General features: G+C 69.5%; 22 protein-coding genes. 12 read left to right on the plus strand and 10 right to left on the minus strand.

All coding sequences use genetic code 11. The features are described 5' to 3' along the window. Positions 1 to 24: 24 nt before the first annotated feature. From folP to KIK06_RS26065, 5 genes are read left to right on the plus strand one after another with little or no spacing between them, the layout of a single operon-like run. The gene (gene folP, locus KIK06_RS26045; RefSeq protein WP_017601738.1) at positions 25 to 930 is read left to right on the plus strand and encodes a dihydropteroate synthase; all 906 of its coding nucleotides are present in this window, start codon (positions 25 to 27) and stop codon (positions 928 to 930) included. After that, positions 927 to 1,367: a nuclear transport factor 2 family protein gene (locus KIK06_RS26050; RefSeq protein ID WP_017601739.1), complete on the plus strand. Its 441-nt coding sequence runs from the start codon at positions 927 to 929 to the stop codon at positions 1,365 to 1,367. The genes folP and KIK06_RS26050 overlap by 4 nt, the downstream gene beginning before the upstream one ends. After that, positions 1,367 to 1,738 (plus strand): dihydroneopterin aldolase, encoded by a 372-nt coding sequence (folB, locus tag KIK06_RS26055; protein ID WP_268645500.1) that lies wholly within the window; start codon positions 1,367 to 1,369, stop codon positions 1,736 to 1,738. The genes KIK06_RS26050 and folB overlap by 1 nt, the downstream gene beginning before the upstream one ends. Further along, positions 1,735 to 2,271 carry a 2-amino-4-hydroxy-6-hydroxymethyldihydropteridine diphosphokinase gene (gene folK / locus KIK06_RS26060; RefSeq protein ID WP_268645501.1) on the plus strand — a complete coding sequence of 179 codons (537 nt, stop codon included), beginning with the start codon at positions 1,735 to 1,737 and terminating at the stop codon, positions 2,269 to 2,271. The genes folB and folK overlap by 4 nt, the downstream gene beginning before the upstream one ends. After that, entirely contained in the window at positions 2,271 to 2,759 is a 489-nt protein-coding gene (locus KIK06_RS26065) for a DUF3180 domain-containing protein (protein ID WP_268645502.1), read from the plus strand. Before folK ends, KIK06_RS26065 begins: the two co-directional genes overlap by 1 nt. A gap of 55 nt (positions 2,760 to 2,814) precedes the next feature. On the opposite strand, the gene KIK06_RS26070 is transcribed toward KIK06_RS26065, so the two are convergent. From KIK06_RS26070 to KIK06_RS26105, 8 genes are all read right to left on the minus strand, one after another. Continuing rightward, positions 2,815 to 3,294: an ATP-binding protein gene (locus KIK06_RS26070; RefSeq protein ID WP_268645503.1), complete on the minus strand. Its 480-nt coding sequence runs from the start codon at positions 3,292 to 3,294 to the stop codon at positions 2,815 to 2,817. Continuing rightward, the gene (locus KIK06_RS26075) at positions 3,291 to 3,755 is read right to left on the minus strand and encodes a hypothetical protein (RefSeq protein ID WP_268645504.1); all 465 of its coding nucleotides are present in this window, start codon (positions 3,753 to 3,755) and stop codon (positions 3,291 to 3,293) included. Before KIK06_RS26075 ends, KIK06_RS26070 begins: the two co-directional genes overlap by 4 nt. A 410-nt stretch (positions 3,756 to 4,165) precedes the next feature. Then, a complete protein-coding gene (locus tag KIK06_RS26080; RefSeq protein ID WP_268645505.1) occupies positions 4,166 to 5,011 on the minus strand; it encodes a phosphotransferase in 846 nt (281 codons plus the stop codon). After that, positions 4,983 to 5,909, minus strand: coding sequence for an aldo/keto reductase (locus KIK06_RS26085; protein ID WP_327084669.1), 927 nt, complete (start codon positions 5,907 to 5,909; stop codon positions 4,983 to 4,985). Before KIK06_RS26085 ends, KIK06_RS26080 begins: the two co-directional genes overlap by 29 nt. After that, a complete protein-coding gene (locus KIK06_RS26090; protein ID WP_268645507.1) occupies positions 5,891 to 7,072 on the minus strand; it encodes a cupin domain-containing protein in 1,182 nt (393 codons plus the stop codon). Before KIK06_RS26090 ends, KIK06_RS26085 begins: the two co-directional genes overlap by 19 nt. Positions 7,073 to 7,080: 8 nt before the next feature. After that, complete coding sequence (locus tag KIK06_RS26095; RefSeq protein WP_017601747.1) at positions 7,081 to 7,212, minus strand: hypothetical protein; 132 nt, start codon at positions 7,210 to 7,212, stop codon at positions 7,081 to 7,083. A gap of 300 nt (positions 7,213 to 7,512) precedes the next feature. Beyond that, positions 7,513 to 7,707 (minus strand): hypothetical protein, encoded by a 195-nt coding sequence (locus KIK06_RS26100; protein WP_268645508.1) that lies wholly within the window; start codon positions 7,705 to 7,707, stop codon positions 7,513 to 7,515. 4 nt (positions 7,708 to 7,711) lie between these two features. After that, positions 7,712 to 7,906, minus strand: a complete 195-nt coding sequence (locus KIK06_RS26105) for a hypothetical protein (protein WP_268645509.1) — start codon at positions 7,904 to 7,906, stop codon at positions 7,712 to 7,714. A 52-nt stretch (positions 7,907 to 7,958) separates the two neighbouring features. Here KIK06_RS26105 and KIK06_RS26110 point away from each other — a divergent pair, with 52 nt between their 5' ends. Both KIK06_RS26110 and KIK06_RS26115 read left to right on the plus strand, forming a co-directional pair. Continuing rightward, the gene (locus KIK06_RS26110) at positions 7,959 to 8,756 is read left to right on the plus strand and encodes a helix-turn-helix domain-containing protein (RefSeq protein ID WP_268645510.1); all 798 of its coding nucleotides are present in this window, start codon (positions 7,959 to 7,961) and stop codon (positions 8,754 to 8,756) included. Further along, positions 8,753 to 8,920: a DUF397 domain-containing protein gene (locus KIK06_RS26115; protein ID WP_017602405.1), complete on the plus strand. Its 168-nt coding sequence runs from the start codon at positions 8,753 to 8,755 to the stop codon at positions 8,918 to 8,920. The genes KIK06_RS26110 and KIK06_RS26115 overlap by 4 nt, the downstream gene beginning before the upstream one ends. A gap of 160 nt (positions 8,921 to 9,080) precedes the next feature. On the opposite strand, the gene KIK06_RS26120 is transcribed toward KIK06_RS26115, so the two are convergent. Continuing rightward, positions 9,081 to 10,178 carry an rRNA adenine N-6-methyltransferase family protein gene (locus tag KIK06_RS26120; RefSeq protein WP_268645511.1) on the minus strand — a complete coding sequence of 366 codons (1,098 nt, stop codon included), beginning with the start codon at positions 10,176 to 10,178 and terminating at the stop codon, positions 9,081 to 9,083. A gap of 392 nt (positions 10,179 to 10,570) precedes the next feature. Then, entirely contained in the window at positions 10,571 to 10,765 is a 195-nt protein-coding gene (locus KIK06_RS26125; RefSeq protein ID WP_268645512.1) for a hypothetical protein, read from the minus strand. Between the two features lie 76 nt (positions 10,766 to 10,841). Here KIK06_RS26125 and KIK06_RS26130 point away from each other — a divergent pair, with 76 nt between their 5' ends. From KIK06_RS26130 to KIK06_RS26150, 5 genes are all read left to right on the plus strand, one after another. Further along, positions 10,842 to 11,615 carry a Scr1 family TA system antitoxin-like transcriptional regulator gene (locus KIK06_RS26130; protein WP_268645513.1) on the plus strand — a complete coding sequence of 258 codons (774 nt, stop codon included), beginning with the start codon at positions 10,842 to 10,844 and terminating at the stop codon, positions 11,613 to 11,615. Next, positions 11,612 to 11,788, plus strand: coding sequence for a DUF397 domain-containing protein (locus KIK06_RS26135; RefSeq protein WP_268645514.1), 177 nt, complete (start codon positions 11,612 to 11,614; stop codon positions 11,786 to 11,788). The genes KIK06_RS26130 and KIK06_RS26135 overlap by 4 nt, the downstream gene beginning before the upstream one ends. A gap of 283 nt (positions 11,789 to 12,071) precedes the next feature. Further along, positions 12,072 to 12,518 (plus strand): PH domain-containing protein, encoded by a 447-nt coding sequence (locus tag KIK06_RS26140; RefSeq protein WP_017601109.1) that lies wholly within the window; start codon positions 12,072 to 12,074, stop codon positions 12,516 to 12,518. A 203-nt stretch (positions 12,519 to 12,721) separates the two neighbouring features. Then, a complete protein-coding gene (locus KIK06_RS26145) occupies positions 12,722 to 14,083 on the plus strand; it encodes a PH domain-containing protein (protein ID WP_086003044.1) in 1,362 nt (453 codons plus the stop codon). A gap of 243 nt (positions 14,084 to 14,326) precedes the next feature. Continuing rightward, positions 14,327 to 14,566, plus strand: coding sequence for a hypothetical protein (locus KIK06_RS26150; protein WP_017601107.1), 240 nt, complete (start codon positions 14,327 to 14,329; stop codon positions 14,564 to 14,566). Positions 14,567 to 14,903: the final 337 nt, after the last annotated feature.

The following is a 14,903-nucleotide window of genomic DNA, read 5'->3' on the forward strand; positions in this document are numbered from 1 at the left end:
TTCCCTGAGCGTAGGGTGATCCTTATGGGGCCGAAACAGACAGTTCCGGGCCTGCCCGACCTCGGGCGGTGCCTGGTCATGGGAGTCGTGAACGTCACGCCCGACTCCTTCTCCGACGGCGGCGAGTGGTTCGACCCCGATCGGGCGATCGAGCACGGTCTGAGCCTGGTCGAGGCGGGCGCGGACATCGTCGACGTCGGTGGTGAGTCCACCCGCCCGGGAGCACAGCGCGTCGACCCCGCCGAGGAGATGCGCCGCGTCGACCCGGTCGTACGGGAACTGGCGTCGCGCGGCGTCGCCGTCAGTGTGGACACCATGCGCGCCGAGGTGGCCGAGCGCGCCGTCGAGGCGGGCGCGGTCCTGGTCAACGACGTCAGCGGGGGGCTCGCCGACCCCGCCATGGCCCGACTCGTGGCCTCTTCCGGCGTTGCGTACGTGTTGATGCACTGGCGTGGGCATAGTCATGACATGCAGAGCCGTGCCGTGTACACGGATGTCGTCCAGGAGGTCCTCGATGAGCTCCGCGATCGTATGGAGGCCATGATCAGTGCAGGTGTCGACCCGGGCCAGATCGTCCTGGATCCGGGGTTGGGATTTTCCAAACGCCCCGAGCAGGCGCACAACTGGGCGCTGCTCCAGCACCTCGAACGGTTCCACGAACTAGGCCGGCCGGTACTCGTGGCGGGATCCCGCAAGCGTTTCCTGAGCCGGCTGCTCGGCGATGCCGCGGACGGGGACCGCCCCTTCGTCGACTGCGACGCCGCGACGGCCGCGGTCACCACCCTGGCGGCCGACCGGGGGGCCTGGGCCGTGCGCGTACACGACGTGCGCCCCAACGCCGACGCGGTGCGCGTGGCCGCCGCCTGGTCCGACGGCGGGGCCCGGCTGGACGAGGGGCGCGCCCAGGCGCCGGGCCGGGGCGGCCTGTGAAGTCCCGCCAGGAGGTCATGGAGCGCGTGGCCGAGGCCAACGCGCAGTTCTACAGCGCCATCGAGAACGGCGACATCGACCTGATGCGCAGCGTGTGGGCCGAGGAGCACGAGGCCCCCGACCTGGTGTGCGTGAACCCGGGCTGGCCGCTGCTGCGCGGACGTGCCGAGATCATGCGGGCCTGGTCGCTGATCATGGCCAACGTCACCTACATCCAGTACGTGCTGACCGAGACGCACATCGGCGTCGGCGGGGACGTCGCCATGGTCACCTGCGAGGAGAACGTGCTGACCGCCGAGGACGACAGCCCCGGTTTCGTCGCCGGGGGCAAGGTGGTGACCACCAACCTCTTCGTCGACACCGAGCAGGGGTGGCGGCTGTGGTCGCACCACGCCTCGCCCGTCCTCATGGACGATGAAGGGGAGGACGAGGCCTGATGGCGGACCGCATCACGCTGCGGGGGCTCCGGGCGCGCGGGTACCACGGGGTGTTCGACTTCGAGCGCCGCGACGGCCAGGACTTCGTGGTCGACGCGGTGCTCCACCTGGACACCGCCGCGGCCGCGGCCAGCGATGACGTCGGTGACACCGTGCACTACGGACTGCTGGCCGAACGGCTGGTGGAGATCGTCAGGGGCGAACCGGTCAACCTGATCGAGACGCTCGCCGAGCGGCTGGCCACCGAGTGCCTGGCCGAGCCCCTGGTACGCGAGGTGGAGCTGACGGTGCACAAGCCCTCCGCGCCCATCTCGCACGAGTTCACCGACGTGGCGGTGACCGTTACCCGGGGAAGGGAGACGGTGTCGTGACACGCGCGGTTCTGGCGCTGGGGTCGAACATGGGCGACCGGATGGCGACCCTCCAGGGCGCGGTGGACCACCTCATGGCCGGGGAGGGCGCGCCGCGGCCGGTCGCGGTGTCGCCCGTGTACGAGACCGCCCCGGTGGGCGGTCCCGAACAGGGCGCCTTCCTCAACGCGGTCCTGGTCGTGGACACCGACGGTGAGCCGATCGACCTGCTGCGGCGGGCCCAGGCCGCCGAACGGGCCTTCGGCCGGGTGCGCGAGGTCCGCTGGGGACCCCGCACGCTCGACGTGGACGTCATCGCCTTCGGGGAGGTGCGCGACGACGACCCGGATCTGACCCTGCCGCACCCGCGCGCCCACCTGCGGGCGTTCGTGCTGCGTCCGTGGCTCGACGCCGACCCGGGGGCCGAGCTGCCCGGGCACGGCCCGGTGGCGGACGCGTTGGCCGCGGTGGTCGCGGCCGACACGGCGGGCGAGCAGGACCTGCACCGCCGGGACGACCTTCGGCTGCGGCTCCTCGAGGGGTCGGACGGCTGATGGTCGAGGAGCACGAGGGGAGGATGCACCCGACGGGATGGCGCGTCCCCCTGGCGTTGGCGGTGGTCGGCGCGCTCCTGGGGTGGCTGATCACCGGGGCGGTCCACATCCTGCCGCCGCTGCCGTGGTCGGCGATCCCGACCCTGCTCCTGCTGGCGTTCGCCGAGGCGTTCACCGCGCGCCGGACACGGCGGCGGATCCGCAGGGCCCCGGGGACCGAGCCGATCCAGCCGCTCAGCGCCGCCCGGCTGGTCGCGTTGGCCAAGGCCAGCGCCCTGTTCGCGGCGTTGGCGGCGGGTTTCTTCCTGGGCATGGCGCTCGCGGTGGTCGGGACGCTCGTGCTGCCCAGCCACCGTGAGGTGTTCGCCACCGCCCTGGGCACGGCGGCCTCCAGCGGGCTGCTGCTGGGGGCGGCGCTGTGGCTGGAGTCGGCCTGTCGGGTGCCCGAGGACGGCGAGGGCGATGACGACCCGTCCGCGCGTGCCTGAGGACCGGGTGTTCCGGGTGGGGCGGTTCCCGACCGCCCCACCCGGTGTTGTCCGGTCAGTCCGTGAACACGAAGGGGCGGAGTCCGGTCGGCACCGCGGCGGTGTCGACGTCGAAGGTCGCCCACACGCACGTGCCGAGGTCGGCCCAGGGGGCCAGACGGACGTGGCCCCACTCCCGGGCGAGGTTCTCCAGCAGCAGAAGGCCGCGCTGGCCCTCGGCCCGGTCCCACTCATCCTCCGTGCGCTCGCTCGGGATACGGGGGATGCCGCCTCCGCCGCCCGAGTCGCTGAACGACAGCCGCAGCGTGCGCTCGTCCGGCATGGACAGGATCCGGATGACCTCGCCGTACAGCCGTTCCGGGTCGGTGTACCTGACGGCGTTGGCGTGCAGTTCGCTGGCGCAGAGCCGAAGGGTGTCGACCAGGTCGGGATCGAACCCGGTCAGGTCGCGGGCGAGGTCCGCGCGCACCTGGGCGAGTTCGGCCAGTTCACCCTGGTAGACGCGGGGCTCCCAGAACACCGTCGGCGTGGTCATGCGACCGCCTCCCGCCGCTGGCCGTGCCAGGCGCGCACGAGGTTCGCGAGTTCGTCGAACTCACCGGGCACGCGCGTCACCGGGGCCGCGTGCCTGGGCGTGTAGGCGCTCGCGCGCCTGGTGGTGGGCGAAGTGGCGATGCTCGTTCGAGCGCGCAGGCGGCGGGCGGGGTGGGCCTGGGCGTGGGCGAGTTCGCGCTCGAAGGCGACGTAGTAGGGGCGGATGAGGGAGAGTTCGTCGGCGCGCACGCGCTCGGCGGGCGGGGAGAGCCGGGGCGCGGGAACGGGCGGTTCCTGGACCTCGGGCGGAGCGCTGGCCTGCTCGGGGGCGGGAAGCGGGGCGTAGCGGCGGACCCGGGTGGAGCGGCGACGCCGGGCCGAGTGGCGGCCGTGCGCGGGGGCGAGGAGGGACTTGAGGGTCTCCAGGGCAGACCTGAGGACCGCACGGCTAAACTGAGCCATGTCGGCAATCCTGTTCTTCAAGGTACGTACTTGCTGACCACGACCCCGGGCGCCTAACTAGCGTCGCGGGGTCTTCGGCGTATGGAGTTGTGGGTTTGGCAAGAAGAGTAGAGCACGCGTGGAGTGGAGGCGAACTTTTCCGCGAACTCGTCGGGGAAAACTTCATGGTCTCGACGTTTTCCCAGTTCAGGGCGCATTCAGAAAAGGGTGACCCCATTTCCCCGCCTCGCCAGAACTATCCTCTTGGTCCGAATTGGGATGAATTCTTTGACCTGTGTGAAGCACGCCAAGCTGAGCCGTTGAACGGACACCCGATCGGTGAGCTGTCTCTCCCACCTTCAGTAGATATGCCCGGGGTGCGAAACGCGAGGCCTCGCCCGTGTCGCAGACCGAGGCCCTGCGGTGTGTGACTACTGCGCTGTCAGTACCTCGGTAGCGAAGCGGCGAGCGTAGGGGGCAAGACGCGCATGGAGCGAATCCCGCTCGGCCGCCTGAATGATCTCGGCGCAGATCACCAGGTGAGCCAGTTGCCCGGCGTCGGTGTTCAGTACGTCGGCGAACACTTCGCGCACCTCGGCCGCCGTTTCGGGTTCGGGCAGGGCGTAGGCGTGGAGAACAGCGGCGTCGTAGCCCAACGGGGCCAGCCCCCACCCCTCCCAGTCCAGGATCATCAGGGGATCACGGGTCAGATTGGCCCAATGGAGGTCTCCATGCGAAGCCACCCACGTCCCTACGTTCAGATCCACCCCGGCTTCGGCGATCTCAGGGAGATGATTGGGTATGCGGTGGATGAACGCCTGGGAGAACACCTGTCGATCGGCCGGAGCGGGAACAGTTTCCAGAGTGGTCAGGGCGTGGCGTAGGTCGGTCCACCATTGGGCGTCGTTCTTCGCAGGGGCGGTGAGGTCAGGGGTCGCCGACACCGCCGTTCCCTTCATTCGCTCCCACATCAGGGCTTGGAACGCGGGGGTGTCACCCCAGGTGTGCTCGGCGAGCAGACGCGGTCGGGGGACGTTGTCGCTCACCAGCACATCGGCGAGTGCCGCCCCGTTCCACACTTTCCCGCCGGGTCGAGGCGCGGACATGACCCGAAGCCAGACGGGCGAGCCGTCGGCGGTGGTGGCCGGTCCGCTGAGGGTTCGGCCACCCACCCCGTGATGCAGTGCGACACGGTCGGACGTGGTAAGGCTCAGAGCCACGATCGCGTGATGCCACGCCTGTTGCAGGTCAGGCGTGTTCTCGGAGGAGGAGGTCACTGATGTCCTTGATTCGAGTCTCGGGCAGGAGCGGCCCGCCCACCACCGAGGCCGCGTTCGCCCAGTGCTCTGTACTCGACGTGCTGATCAGCATCCCGGTCAGGCCGGGCGCTGAAGCTGTCACGAGCAGAGCCGCCTCCACGGGTGACGCGCCCTCACTGATGTAGCGCGCGAGACGTTCATTCACCAGTCGGACGAGTTTGCCGCCGTGCAGCGGGGCGGAAGCCCAGACCTCCAATCCTGCCTCGCTGGCCCGACCGATGGGACCGTTTCCCAACAGGGCGTCTCGGATGGGGGCGATCTTGACCAAGGAGGCGGGGAGCTGGATCGCGCGAAGGCCGGTCTCGGGCCGTCCTGCGGCTTCCTGCGCAAGTCGGACGAGATCGTGCACGGTGAAGGCTCCCGTGTCGAAACCGCTCCACGTCGCCACCCCGTATCCACGGATCGCTCCGGACACGGTCGCCTCTTCGAGCGCACCGAACGCATCACGTATCCGTTTGTGGAGGTCGCCGCGCTTCTGGTGATCGTGTTCGGGGTTGTGCAGGTACACCACATCGAGGACGGGGCGGCGCAGCTCGGTCCGGGACATGGCGATCTGGTGAAGCACGTACTCCGGGGCGATGCTGTGCCGGAATCGGACGTCCTCCCCGGTGAGGTCCCCTGTGCTGAGCGCGACCTGTGCCTGCCCCTTGGTCATGTAGCCGACTTTGCTGGTCACGCGGATGCTGGGGTGTTCTCGTAGAACAGGTGCGATGGCCGATTGGTGCTTCCCGTTCCCGTACACGGGAGCGGTGTCGATGAGGGGGCATCCGGCCGAAGCCGCGACGCTGGCCGATGTGGCCGCGTCGTGGCTTCGGTAGGTCCCCAGACCGAGGAGGGTCACGCGGTGCCCTCCCACACGAGAGCGCCATCGTTCATCAGACGCCGGAGCAAGGACACGAGAGCGTCCTCGGCGACGTTGGGGGCGAGCTGGCACAGCTCCTTGACCGTGACCGCTTCGCCCTTCGCGAGCCGGTGCAGCACTGGAGCGGCGGGAGGCGCCAGGTGCCAGCGGCGCCCTTGCGCCGACAGGATCACCGTCGTCTTCTCCTCGTGCACAGTGCCTCGGTGGGAGGCCAGCCGCACTCGTGAGGACGACGCCAGGTCCTCGGTCACGGCGACCGGGAGGCTGAACGCCATCCGGGCGGGAGCGGTCTGGTTCAGGTGGTTCCAATACTCATCGACAACGCCGGGGGTCTGAAGGCGTTGCGTGATCAGATCGGCCAGGCGAGCGGCCCACGCCGCCTGGTCAGCATCGCTTCGGGGGACGTCGCGCCGAACCTCGACGTGTTCAAGCAACAGGCCGTTGAGCCAGTCGAGGAAGTCCGCGCCGGTGGTGGTGTTCAGCCCGCAGGTCAGGTGCAGGCTGGGCTCGCCTTCCGAGGCCGCCGCCGCGTGCCAGCACCCCCGGGGAACATGGAGCACATCGCCGGGCTCCATGGTGAACTCATCGATGGGCTCGGTGGGTGCCTCGTCGTCCACCTCCACATCGGAGTACAACGGGGCCTCGCGGGTGGTGCCGTAGATGCGCCACCGCTTTCGTCCCGAGACCTGAACGACGATCACGTCATGGTCGTCCCAATGGACCCCGAAGCCCTCCTTCGCGGTCCAGGAGGCATAGGCGTTGACCTGGACCCGAGTCCCCAACCAGGCCTCGATCTCGGCAGCCAGGTTGTTGATGGGCGGGTGCATCTCATCGATGGCATCCACGACCAGCGTCGCGCCTTCGCGAAGCTGGGCGTGGAACAGGTGCGGCACGGGCGCGTTCCAGTCGGGCATACGGCGGTAGGTCTGGAGGCGGGTGTAGGCGTTCACGTCCACCGTCTGTCCGGCCGAGAGCCGCATACGCGGCACGTCCAGACGTCGGGTCGCGAGCAACTCGTTGAAGTCGGGCCAGGTGAGCAGGTCAGCGAAGTCAGCGGCCTGGTCAGCGTTGGCGGCGTAGCGGCGGTGGGTGCGGCCGAGCACCTGGGCGGGGAACTGGTCCCCGCCCAGACGGCCGCTGATCACATCAGCGGGCACTGTTGCTCCTAACGGATGCCGTCGTTGGTGTCGCTACGGCCGGTGCCGCCTCCGTCGGAGGGCTGGTCGCCTCGGCTGCGCTCGGTGGTGATCTCCTCGACGGCGACCATCAGGTCACCGTCGAACTGCTGCTCCTGCATCTGCGTACTTCCTTTCGTGCGTTCCTAAGGGTGTGCGGGTCCGACCCAGAGGCCTTCACTGCACGTGTCCACATGATCGACTTTCCGTCATGTGGAGTCTTTGGTGTCTCTCGTACGGACCGGCTTCACCGCGGACACCAGCAACGGCCCACCGGACGGGTGCTGGAGCGTCGGCACGAGGTCGAGAGCCACTCGTGCGGCGAGCCGGTCGGCTGGCTCAGCTGTACTGCGCGGGTTGGACCACGTCGGCGATCCCGGCGGGATTCCACGAAGGGCTGGAAGGGCCGTTGCGCGAGCACGTCAACGCCCTCCTCTCGGGTCGTTGAGCAGCTTGCGGAGCTGGTCGGCGGCCCATTGCCGGTGCCCGTGGACGAGGGCGGTGTTGGCCTCGGAGTGCCGCATCCCGTACTGGCGGGTGAGGTGGGTGTGGCAGACGTGCCAGCTTCCGGCCACGTCGTCCACGCGCCAGACTCCGTGTCCCAGGTAAGAGACCACGGGGTCACCGGCGAGCACCGTCCACCACCACCAAATGACCGGCTGGGTAGCGGTACCACGCGGTCCCGAGGCGAAGGTTCACGAAGCCGGGTTCGGGATCGGGCTCCGCGGCGGTGACCACGCGGAGGTGCCCGGCCCCGACGAGCACGATGTCGTTGCGGCGGAGTTGGCGGGCGGCCCTACGAGTCCAGGTCTGCATGGGATCCAGGTCACACCTTCACTACGGTGTGCATCGACCCGATAGCACTGCTGTGCACGCCCGCGCCATCCTGTGCGATATGGGTCGCACATTCGGCAGGATCCTCACCGAAGCCATGGCCGCCGCCGGAATCAGCAACAAGGAACTCGCGTCACGCTTCCACGTGGACCGGTCCACGGTGTCCCGCTGGCGTCATGACCGCAACCTGCCCGACCGTGCTCTGGTCGAGCAGATCGACACTGCCTTGGATATCGGAGGTCACCTCGTCCGCGCGTGGCAGGTCCAGACGACGGGGTCGCTTATCGCGGACTGGCGCAAGTCCGAACCCGAACTCGACCGGGCGGCCCGTGTGATCGAGATGTTGTCCCCCAACTACGTGCCCGGACTGTTGCAGTGCCCCGTGTACATCGAGCACGTACTTCGGGAGTGCGTCTACCCGGGTGGTGATGACGACATCCGGCGAGAGGTGGGGCGCAAGAGCCGTCGTTACCCGACTCTGCGGGCGACGTCCGATCCCTTGGTCGTGGCGGTGTTCCCCGTCGTGGGCCTGCTCGGTGTCCCGGTCCCTGTGCGTGTCGCGCAGGTGAACCACCTGGTGAAGGCGATCGACTGCGGGCGATTGATCGTTCACCTGTTGCCCGAGAACACCATGGCGACCACAGTCGCGCCGTTGACGGTCTACCACCTGACGGACGGCGGTACGGCCGCGATCGGCGATGGTGTGAGCGGCATGTTGGACTACAGCACGCCGGGCAAACTTCCGTTCATGGTCGAGCGGATGAAACGGGCCTTGGGGTGGGCACTGCCGCCCGACCAGTCCCGCACCCTCATGGAAGGAATGATCCATTGAACGAGTGGCACAAGTCGAGCTACAGCTCGACCGGACCCGAGTGCGTCGAGGTCAGAGAGCACGAGGCCGGGGCGGACGTTCGCGACACCCAGAACCGGGAGTCGGGGCATCTGTCCCTCCCCGCGAGTGAGTGGGCGGCGCTGCTGGCGTCCGTGACGCGGTAGGACCCCAGGGCAGAGCGGGACCCCGGGCAGGACTGGTGCCCGGGGTTTCCACATAAGTGCGTACGCACTGGTCCTCTCGTCACCAGGGCCGCGGGGACCCTCTGCTCGATCGGGCGGGGCATCCTCGCCGTCGCACGGGACATCCCGACCCGTGTGCGGGTCAGGCCCGGTGCTCCCAGGAACCAGCCCCGGATCGGACGACGCACACACCGCACTGCGAATCGACATCCAGTGAGAACGCGTCCAGAGGGGGCCAGGCCGCCCCGTCCAGCGCCGCGTAGGCGGCCGTGAAGGCCTCCAGCGCCGTGGTCCTACCGCTGCCGGTGACCGAGCCGTCCGGCCAGATCCACGCCCAGCTCTGGGAGTCCCCCACGGCGACCAACCTCGCCCGCCCGTCCTTCCATGGCCGTCCGCCCATGGCGACGTGAATGCCGGGGCAGGCCAGTACGAGTCGGGTCAGCAGATCACGACCGAGCAGATCATCTGAGCCGAGAGGGAAGGTGCCCTCCCTCTCGGGTTCCTGACCGACTCCGGGGAAGGACGGTCCCCCCTGGCGCTGGGTGCGGTCCCGCATGAACATCGCGTCACGCACCACGGGGCCCGAGGCACTGGCCCGGCCCGTCTTGCGCAGGGCCGCGATCGGGGTCGGTCCGCCTTCGGTGTAGGGCGCCCAGGGCGCGACGAGTGTCGAACCCTCATCGAGGCAGTCCAACCAGGGGAGGGGGAGGCGTCGGACCGCGCACGTGGCGATGACCACGTCGAAGACCGTGCCCGGTGGCGGCTGCGTGCCGTGGACGACGTCCACCCGGGTTCCGGCGAGCAGCTTACGGGCACGGGAGGCCACGCCGGGGTCGATCTCCAGCGACGTGACCGAACCAGTCGGGCCGACCAGGGAATCCAGGATGGCGGCGTTCCATCCGGTTCCCGTGCCGATCTCCAGCACCCGCACCCCGGGGGAGACGTTCGCCGCCTCGATCATGTCCGCCATCACCTGCGGTGCCGAGGACGACGAAGAGGGGGTGTTGACCAGGCCACTGCCTCCGTCGTTGGCCTGGGTGACGACGAAGCCGTCCGAGTAGACGCACTCCACCCAGCGCTGCGGATTCTGCTTACGCGGTACCGGAAGACCCTGCACATCCGGCCATATGAGATCGGGGATGTAGTGGTGGCGGGGGTGGTCGGCGAACGCGGCGCGAATGGTGTCGGTGGTGTCCAGGCGCTCGACGAGCCGGGCGTGCAGGTCGTCCAGGTCCGTCACTTCTCCCCCGTTCCGTTGCAGTCGCCACAGGTGATGACCTCCTTGTCGGACCAGGGGCCAGACCCGTCCCCACCGGCGACGATCGTTCCTTCACCATTGCATGCCGCGCACTTGGCCATGGGGGTTTCCTCTCTGAGAAAGGCGGGGTGACCAGTGTTTACCCCGCGTATGGATTCGATTCCTTGGTGTGTCCGGATGCGGCCACGGGTGCAGGACCCGGTGGCTTTCTGGTTCGGAGCCGCCTCCGGGAGGCAGGGGCGTCCACCAGCGCCTGGTTGGCCTCGGAGTGCCGCATCCCGTACTGGCGGGTGAGGTGGGTGTGGCAGACGTGCCAGTTTCCGGCCACGTCGTCCACGCGCCAGACTCCGTGTCCCAGATAAGAGACCACGGGGTCACCGGCGAGCACCGTCCACCACCACCAAATGACCGGCTGGGTAGCGGTACCACGCGGTCCCGAGACGAAGGTTCACGAAGCCGGGTTCGGGATCGGTTTCCATGGCGGTGACCACGCGGAGGTGCCCGGCCCCGACGAGCACGATGTCGTTGCGGCGGAGTTGGCGGGCGGCCTTACGAGTCCAGGTCTGCATGGGACTCAGGTCACACCTTCACTACGGTGCGCATCGACCCCGTGACCAGTTCACTCGTCACGTCTAGAGTCACCGCATGAGCGCGCAGGATTTCTGCAAGCTGTTGAAGGAGGCCCGCAGGAACGCGGGAATCACACAGGATGCCCTCGGGCGGATCGTCGGTGTGGTCGGCGGGACGGTCAGCCGCTGGGAGAACGGCGAGAATCTGCCGGATCGGGACGTCGCCGAGGCCCTTGACCGTGCGCTCAAGTGCAACGGGCGCCTGATCCGGGCGTGGCAGTACGAGGCCACGGGTTCGATCATCCCCCACTGGCGCCGCCCGTTGGAGCAGCTCCGGAGGGCGTCTCACACCATCGAGGCCGTTGTCCCGAACGCGGTTCCCGACTTGCTGCAAGCCGTCTCCTACGCGCGGATGATGCTCGAAGAGGCGATGTACCCCGGCACGGACGAGGAGATCCAGCGGGTCGCCGAACGCCAGGCCTCGCAGTACGACCAACTGAGGTCGAACGGCAACCCATGGGTCGTGGCCGTGTTCCCCGTGTACGCGTTGACGTGCCTGCCCGACGGGGTCCGCCGTGACCAGGTGAACCGGCTACTTTCCCTGACCGGTGCGGCCCGGGTTCGAGTGCACCTCATCCCCGAGGACACCCCCGTCTCCCTCGTCGCTCCCGTGGTCCTGTTCCATCAGAGGGACGGGGGAACGGTCGCCGCGGGCGAACACGTACGCGGGCTTGAGGTCTATGACGAGCCGACCGATATCGAACGTCTTGCGGGTCAGGCCAAGAGGATGCTCGGGGCGGCACTGCCCATGATCCAATCGAGAACCCTCATGGAAGGAATGTTGAAGTGAAACCCGGAGAATGGCACAAGTCGAGTTACAGCCCCACCCAGGGGCATGACTGCGTCGAGGTCCGAGAGCACGAGGCCGGGGCGGACGTTCGCGACACCCAGAACCGCGAGTCGGGGCATCTGTCCCTCCCCGCGAGTGAGTGGGCGGCGCTGCTGGCGTCCGTGACGCGGTAGGACCCCGTACGGCGTGGAACCCCGGGCGGGGCCGTCGCCCGGGGTCCCGTGGTGTGGACCCGTCGAGGACGCCCACCAGCCCCTTGGCGGCCTCCGTGATCACCGGGGCCTCGCGGCACACCCGCTCCGCGCTGGCGTCCGCCCCCTGTTTGCCCGCTGATGGTTGACTGGCCTCGTGGACACCAGTGACCCGGCTCCGACGCCGAACCCGCCCGGCCCGTCCCGGCCAGACCGCCCGCTCGCGGCGGCGTTCGCCCCGCCCGAGGGCACGTCCTGGACGCGTGTGTCACCCGCCCTGGCCCTGTACCGCAGGCTGGTGGTCGGCGCCCTGTGCCTGGTCGGGGGAGTGGTCGCCGCGACCCTGGCGTACGTGTGGGCCGGACCCGGCTGGGCGGCCGCCGCGGGGGGCGCGGCGCTGGCCGTCCTCGCCGTCGGCTGGTTCCTGGCGGGACGGTTCCAGCGGTCGTGGGGCTACGTCGAGGCAACGGGGGAGCTCTACCTCACCTACGGCGTCTTCCTCCGCCAGCTGGTCGTGGTGCCCTACGGCCGGATGCAGGTCGTGGACGTGACCGCCGACCTGCTGGAGCAGGCGCTGGGGATCGCCACCGTGCGGCTGCGCACGGCGGCGAGCACGGCCGACACCCGCGTGGTCGGCCTCCCGCTGGCCGACGCGGTGGAGCTGCGCGCCCGTCTCGCGGCGCGCGGTGAGAGCTTCTCGACGGGGTTGTAGTGGACGGACCGAGCCAGTTCCCCCAGCACACCCAGCGGACGCCCGCGTGGCCGCCGGGGGCGCCCCCGCCGCCCGGGGGTCCCCACCCGCGACCCCGGGGAGCCGTTCCCGGAGCCCCTCCGCCGCCCGGGGCACCCGTGCCGGGCGCCCACCCGCCGCCCGCCGGTCCCGTTCCGGGGGCGTTCCCGCAGGGCCCCGCGCTGATGCCGCCGTCCGTGGCCTACCGGCCGCCGCCGATGCGGCGCCCCCGCCCGGAGGACGACGTCACCACCGGGGAGTTCCGGTCGCACTGGTCGATCGTCCCGCTGCGGGTCGCCGCCGTCACCCTGGTGTTCGTGGCGCTGGTGGGACCCATCCTGGTGACCTTCGGCTTCGCGTGGGTGTTCCTGCTGGCGTTCGCGGTCGTCTTCGGCACGCTGGCCTACGCGCTGCCCGCGTGGTGGTACGGCACCTTCGGCCTGCGTGAGGACCACCTGGTGGTGCACAGCGGGCTGGTGATGCGCGGGTCGAGGGAGATTCCGCTCAGCCGCCTCCAGGCGGTGGACGTCGTCCAACCGCTGCTGATGCAGGTGTTCGGGCTGGCCGAACTGCGGATCGAGCTCGCGGGCGGGGACCGGACGGCGATCCGGCTGCCGTGCCTGCGCAGAACGTTGGCGGAGCGCCTCCGGGTGGCCGTGCTCGCGCACGCCGCCGGTCTGCCGGGGCGCTCGCCGGAGGCGCCCGAGTGGCCGTTCTACCGTCTGCCGTTCCCCCTGCTCCTGGGAGCGCTGACCTTCCGGGCGCCGATCCTGTTCTCCTTCGTCGTGCTGCTCCTGCTGGTCGTGGCGGGCGTGAAGCTGATCGAACCCGGGGTCCTGGGCGCGCTCATTCCGCTGGTCCTCGGCCTGATCCGCTACTTCTGGGGACCGTTGGCGCGGTACACGGACTACTACGCGTCGCTGTCCTCCGACGGCCTGCGGCTGCGCTACGGGATGTTCCAGCGCCGGATGCAGACCGTGCCCCCCGGGCGGGTCCAGGCGGTGCGCGTCGTGGAGCCGCTGTTGTGGCGCGTCCTGGGTGTGGCGCGGGTGGAGGCCAACGTGGCCGGGTACGCGGGCGCCCGTCAGGGGGATTCGGCGACGCTGTTGCCGGTGGCGCCGCGACGCCTGGCCTTCTCCCTGGTCAACGAGGTGTTCGTGGGAGCCGATCCGGCGCGGGTGCCGCTCGTGCCGAACCGGAGGCGGGCGCCGAACCTGGCGGGGACGGACGAGCACCTGTTCGTCACCACCCGGGGCCTGCTCTGCCGGGTGACGGACGTCGTGCCCGTGGAGCGGATGCAGACCCTGCGGCTGACGGCGGGCCCGCTGGCCCGGCTCACGGGTCGGGTGTCCCTGGACGTCGACACGCCACCGGGTCCCGCGGACGCGCGGGCCACCGGCAGGGCGGCGGCGGAGGGCCGTGGCCTCCTGGACGCGCTGGTGGGGTCCGCCCGGCGCGCGTTGGTGCGGGAGGCGGGTACCGAGCGGTGGGCGACGAGGTCGACCGAGGGGCCGTCCGAGGGGGCCGGTGACACTCCCGAGGCGTGAGTGTGTGATGTGTCACAAGAGGCGGGGGAGGCCCTCCAGATTGTGGACTGCATGTCCGACATGTCTACTCACCCAGTGTGATATTTCCAGGTGAAGGTTGCGCCAAGCCTCGTCGTTTCGGTCGTGTGGAGCGGTTGAGTATGGCTAAATGGTCTCCGAACACGAGGAGTGTTCGCAGTCATACACATCGTCAATGATTTGGCCCGGTTGGCGCCCCCAGTCAGCCGGTCCATGGGAGAAACCATGCTGAAGAAGGCTCTCGCCGCCAGTGCCATCACCGCTGCCGCTGCCGGCGTCCTGTTCACCGGTGCTCCGGCCATGGCCGACGACAACATCTTCACCTCGGGCAACGGGAGCATCCTCGGCGGCAACCAGCTCGTGGCGGACCTGAACGTTCCCATCAACGTCTGCGGCAACGCGATCGGCATCCTCGGTGTCGCCGGTGCCAGCTGCGTCGGTTCCGACGCCAAGGTCATCGAGTAGTCGGACAGCGAGTCGGACCGCCAGCGAAGCGACCTGACCGGTCGGGGGTGTCCACCCGGGAGACGTCCCGGGTGATCCGATCCGGTCAGGTTCCAGAGCGGCACGCTCGGAAGGCGCCATCCAGCCGGGATGGCGCCTTTCTCGTGTGTCCGGACCCTTCCGGTCCGCGCGGCGCGGTCGACCGCAACGCGGATTGGCGCACGGCTGGAACCCGGACTCCCCGTGACCCTGCGCGCACGCGGCTCCCGGCGATGCGCGACCTTTGCCCCGATCCGACCCGAGGTGTGATGCCACGCAGTGTGAACAATGGCATGTATCTCGTGATAACTCCAGCTCA

It is taken from the genome of Nocardiopsis sp. EMB25 (assembly GCF_026797795.1).
Classification (GTDB): Bacteria; Actinomycetota; Actinomycetes; order Streptosporangiales; family Streptosporangiaceae; genus Nocardiopsis; species Nocardiopsis lucentensis.

What these genes read in the sequence shown, in the direction of transcription:
- KIK06_RS26065 (WP_268645502.1), top strand. Translation starts at nt 2,271, where the DNA reads ATGGTCGAGGAGCACGAGGGGAGGATGCACCCGACGGGATGGCGCGTC.
- KIK06_RS26125 (WP_268645512.1), bottom strand. Translation starts at nt 10,765, where the DNA reads ATGCAGACCTGGACTCGTAAGGCCGCCCGCCAACTCCGCCGCAACGAC.
- KIK06_RS26130 (WP_268645513.1), top strand. Translation starts at nt 10,842, where the DNA reads ATGAGCGCGCAGGATTTCTGCAAGCTGTTGAAGGAGGCCCGCAGGAAC.
- folB (WP_268645500.1), top strand. Translation starts at nt 1,367, where the DNA reads ATGGCGGACCGCATCACGCTGCGGGGGCTCCGGGCGCGCGGGTACCAC.
- KIK06_RS26145 (WP_086003044.1), top strand. Translation starts at nt 12,722, where the DNA reads ATGCCGCCGTCCGTGGCCTACCGGCCGCCGCCGATGCGGCGCCCCCGC.
- KIK06_RS26095 (WP_017601747.1), bottom strand. Translation starts at nt 7,212, where the DNA reads ATGCAGGAGCAGCAGTTCGACGGTGACCTGATGGTCGCCGTCGAGGAG.
- folP (WP_017601738.1), top strand. Translation starts at nt 25, where the DNA reads ATGGGGCCGAAACAGACAGTTCCGGGCCTGCCCGACCTCGGGCGGTGC.
- KIK06_RS26105 (WP_268645509.1), bottom strand. Translation starts at nt 7,906, where the DNA reads ATGCAGACCTGGACTCGTAGGGCCGCCCGCCAACTCCGCCGCAACGAC.
- KIK06_RS26150 (WP_017601107.1), top strand. Translation starts at nt 14,327, where the DNA reads ATGCTGAAGAAGGCTCTCGCCGCCAGTGCCATCACCGCTGCCGCTGCC.
- KIK06_RS26070 (WP_268645503.1), bottom strand. Translation starts at nt 3,294, where the DNA reads ATGACCACGCCGACGGTGTTCTGGGAGCCCCGCGTCTACCAGGGTGAA.
- KIK06_RS26075 (WP_268645504.1), bottom strand. Translation starts at nt 3,755, where the DNA reads ATGGCTCAGTTTAGCCGTGCGGTCCTCAGGTCTGCCCTGGAGACCCTC.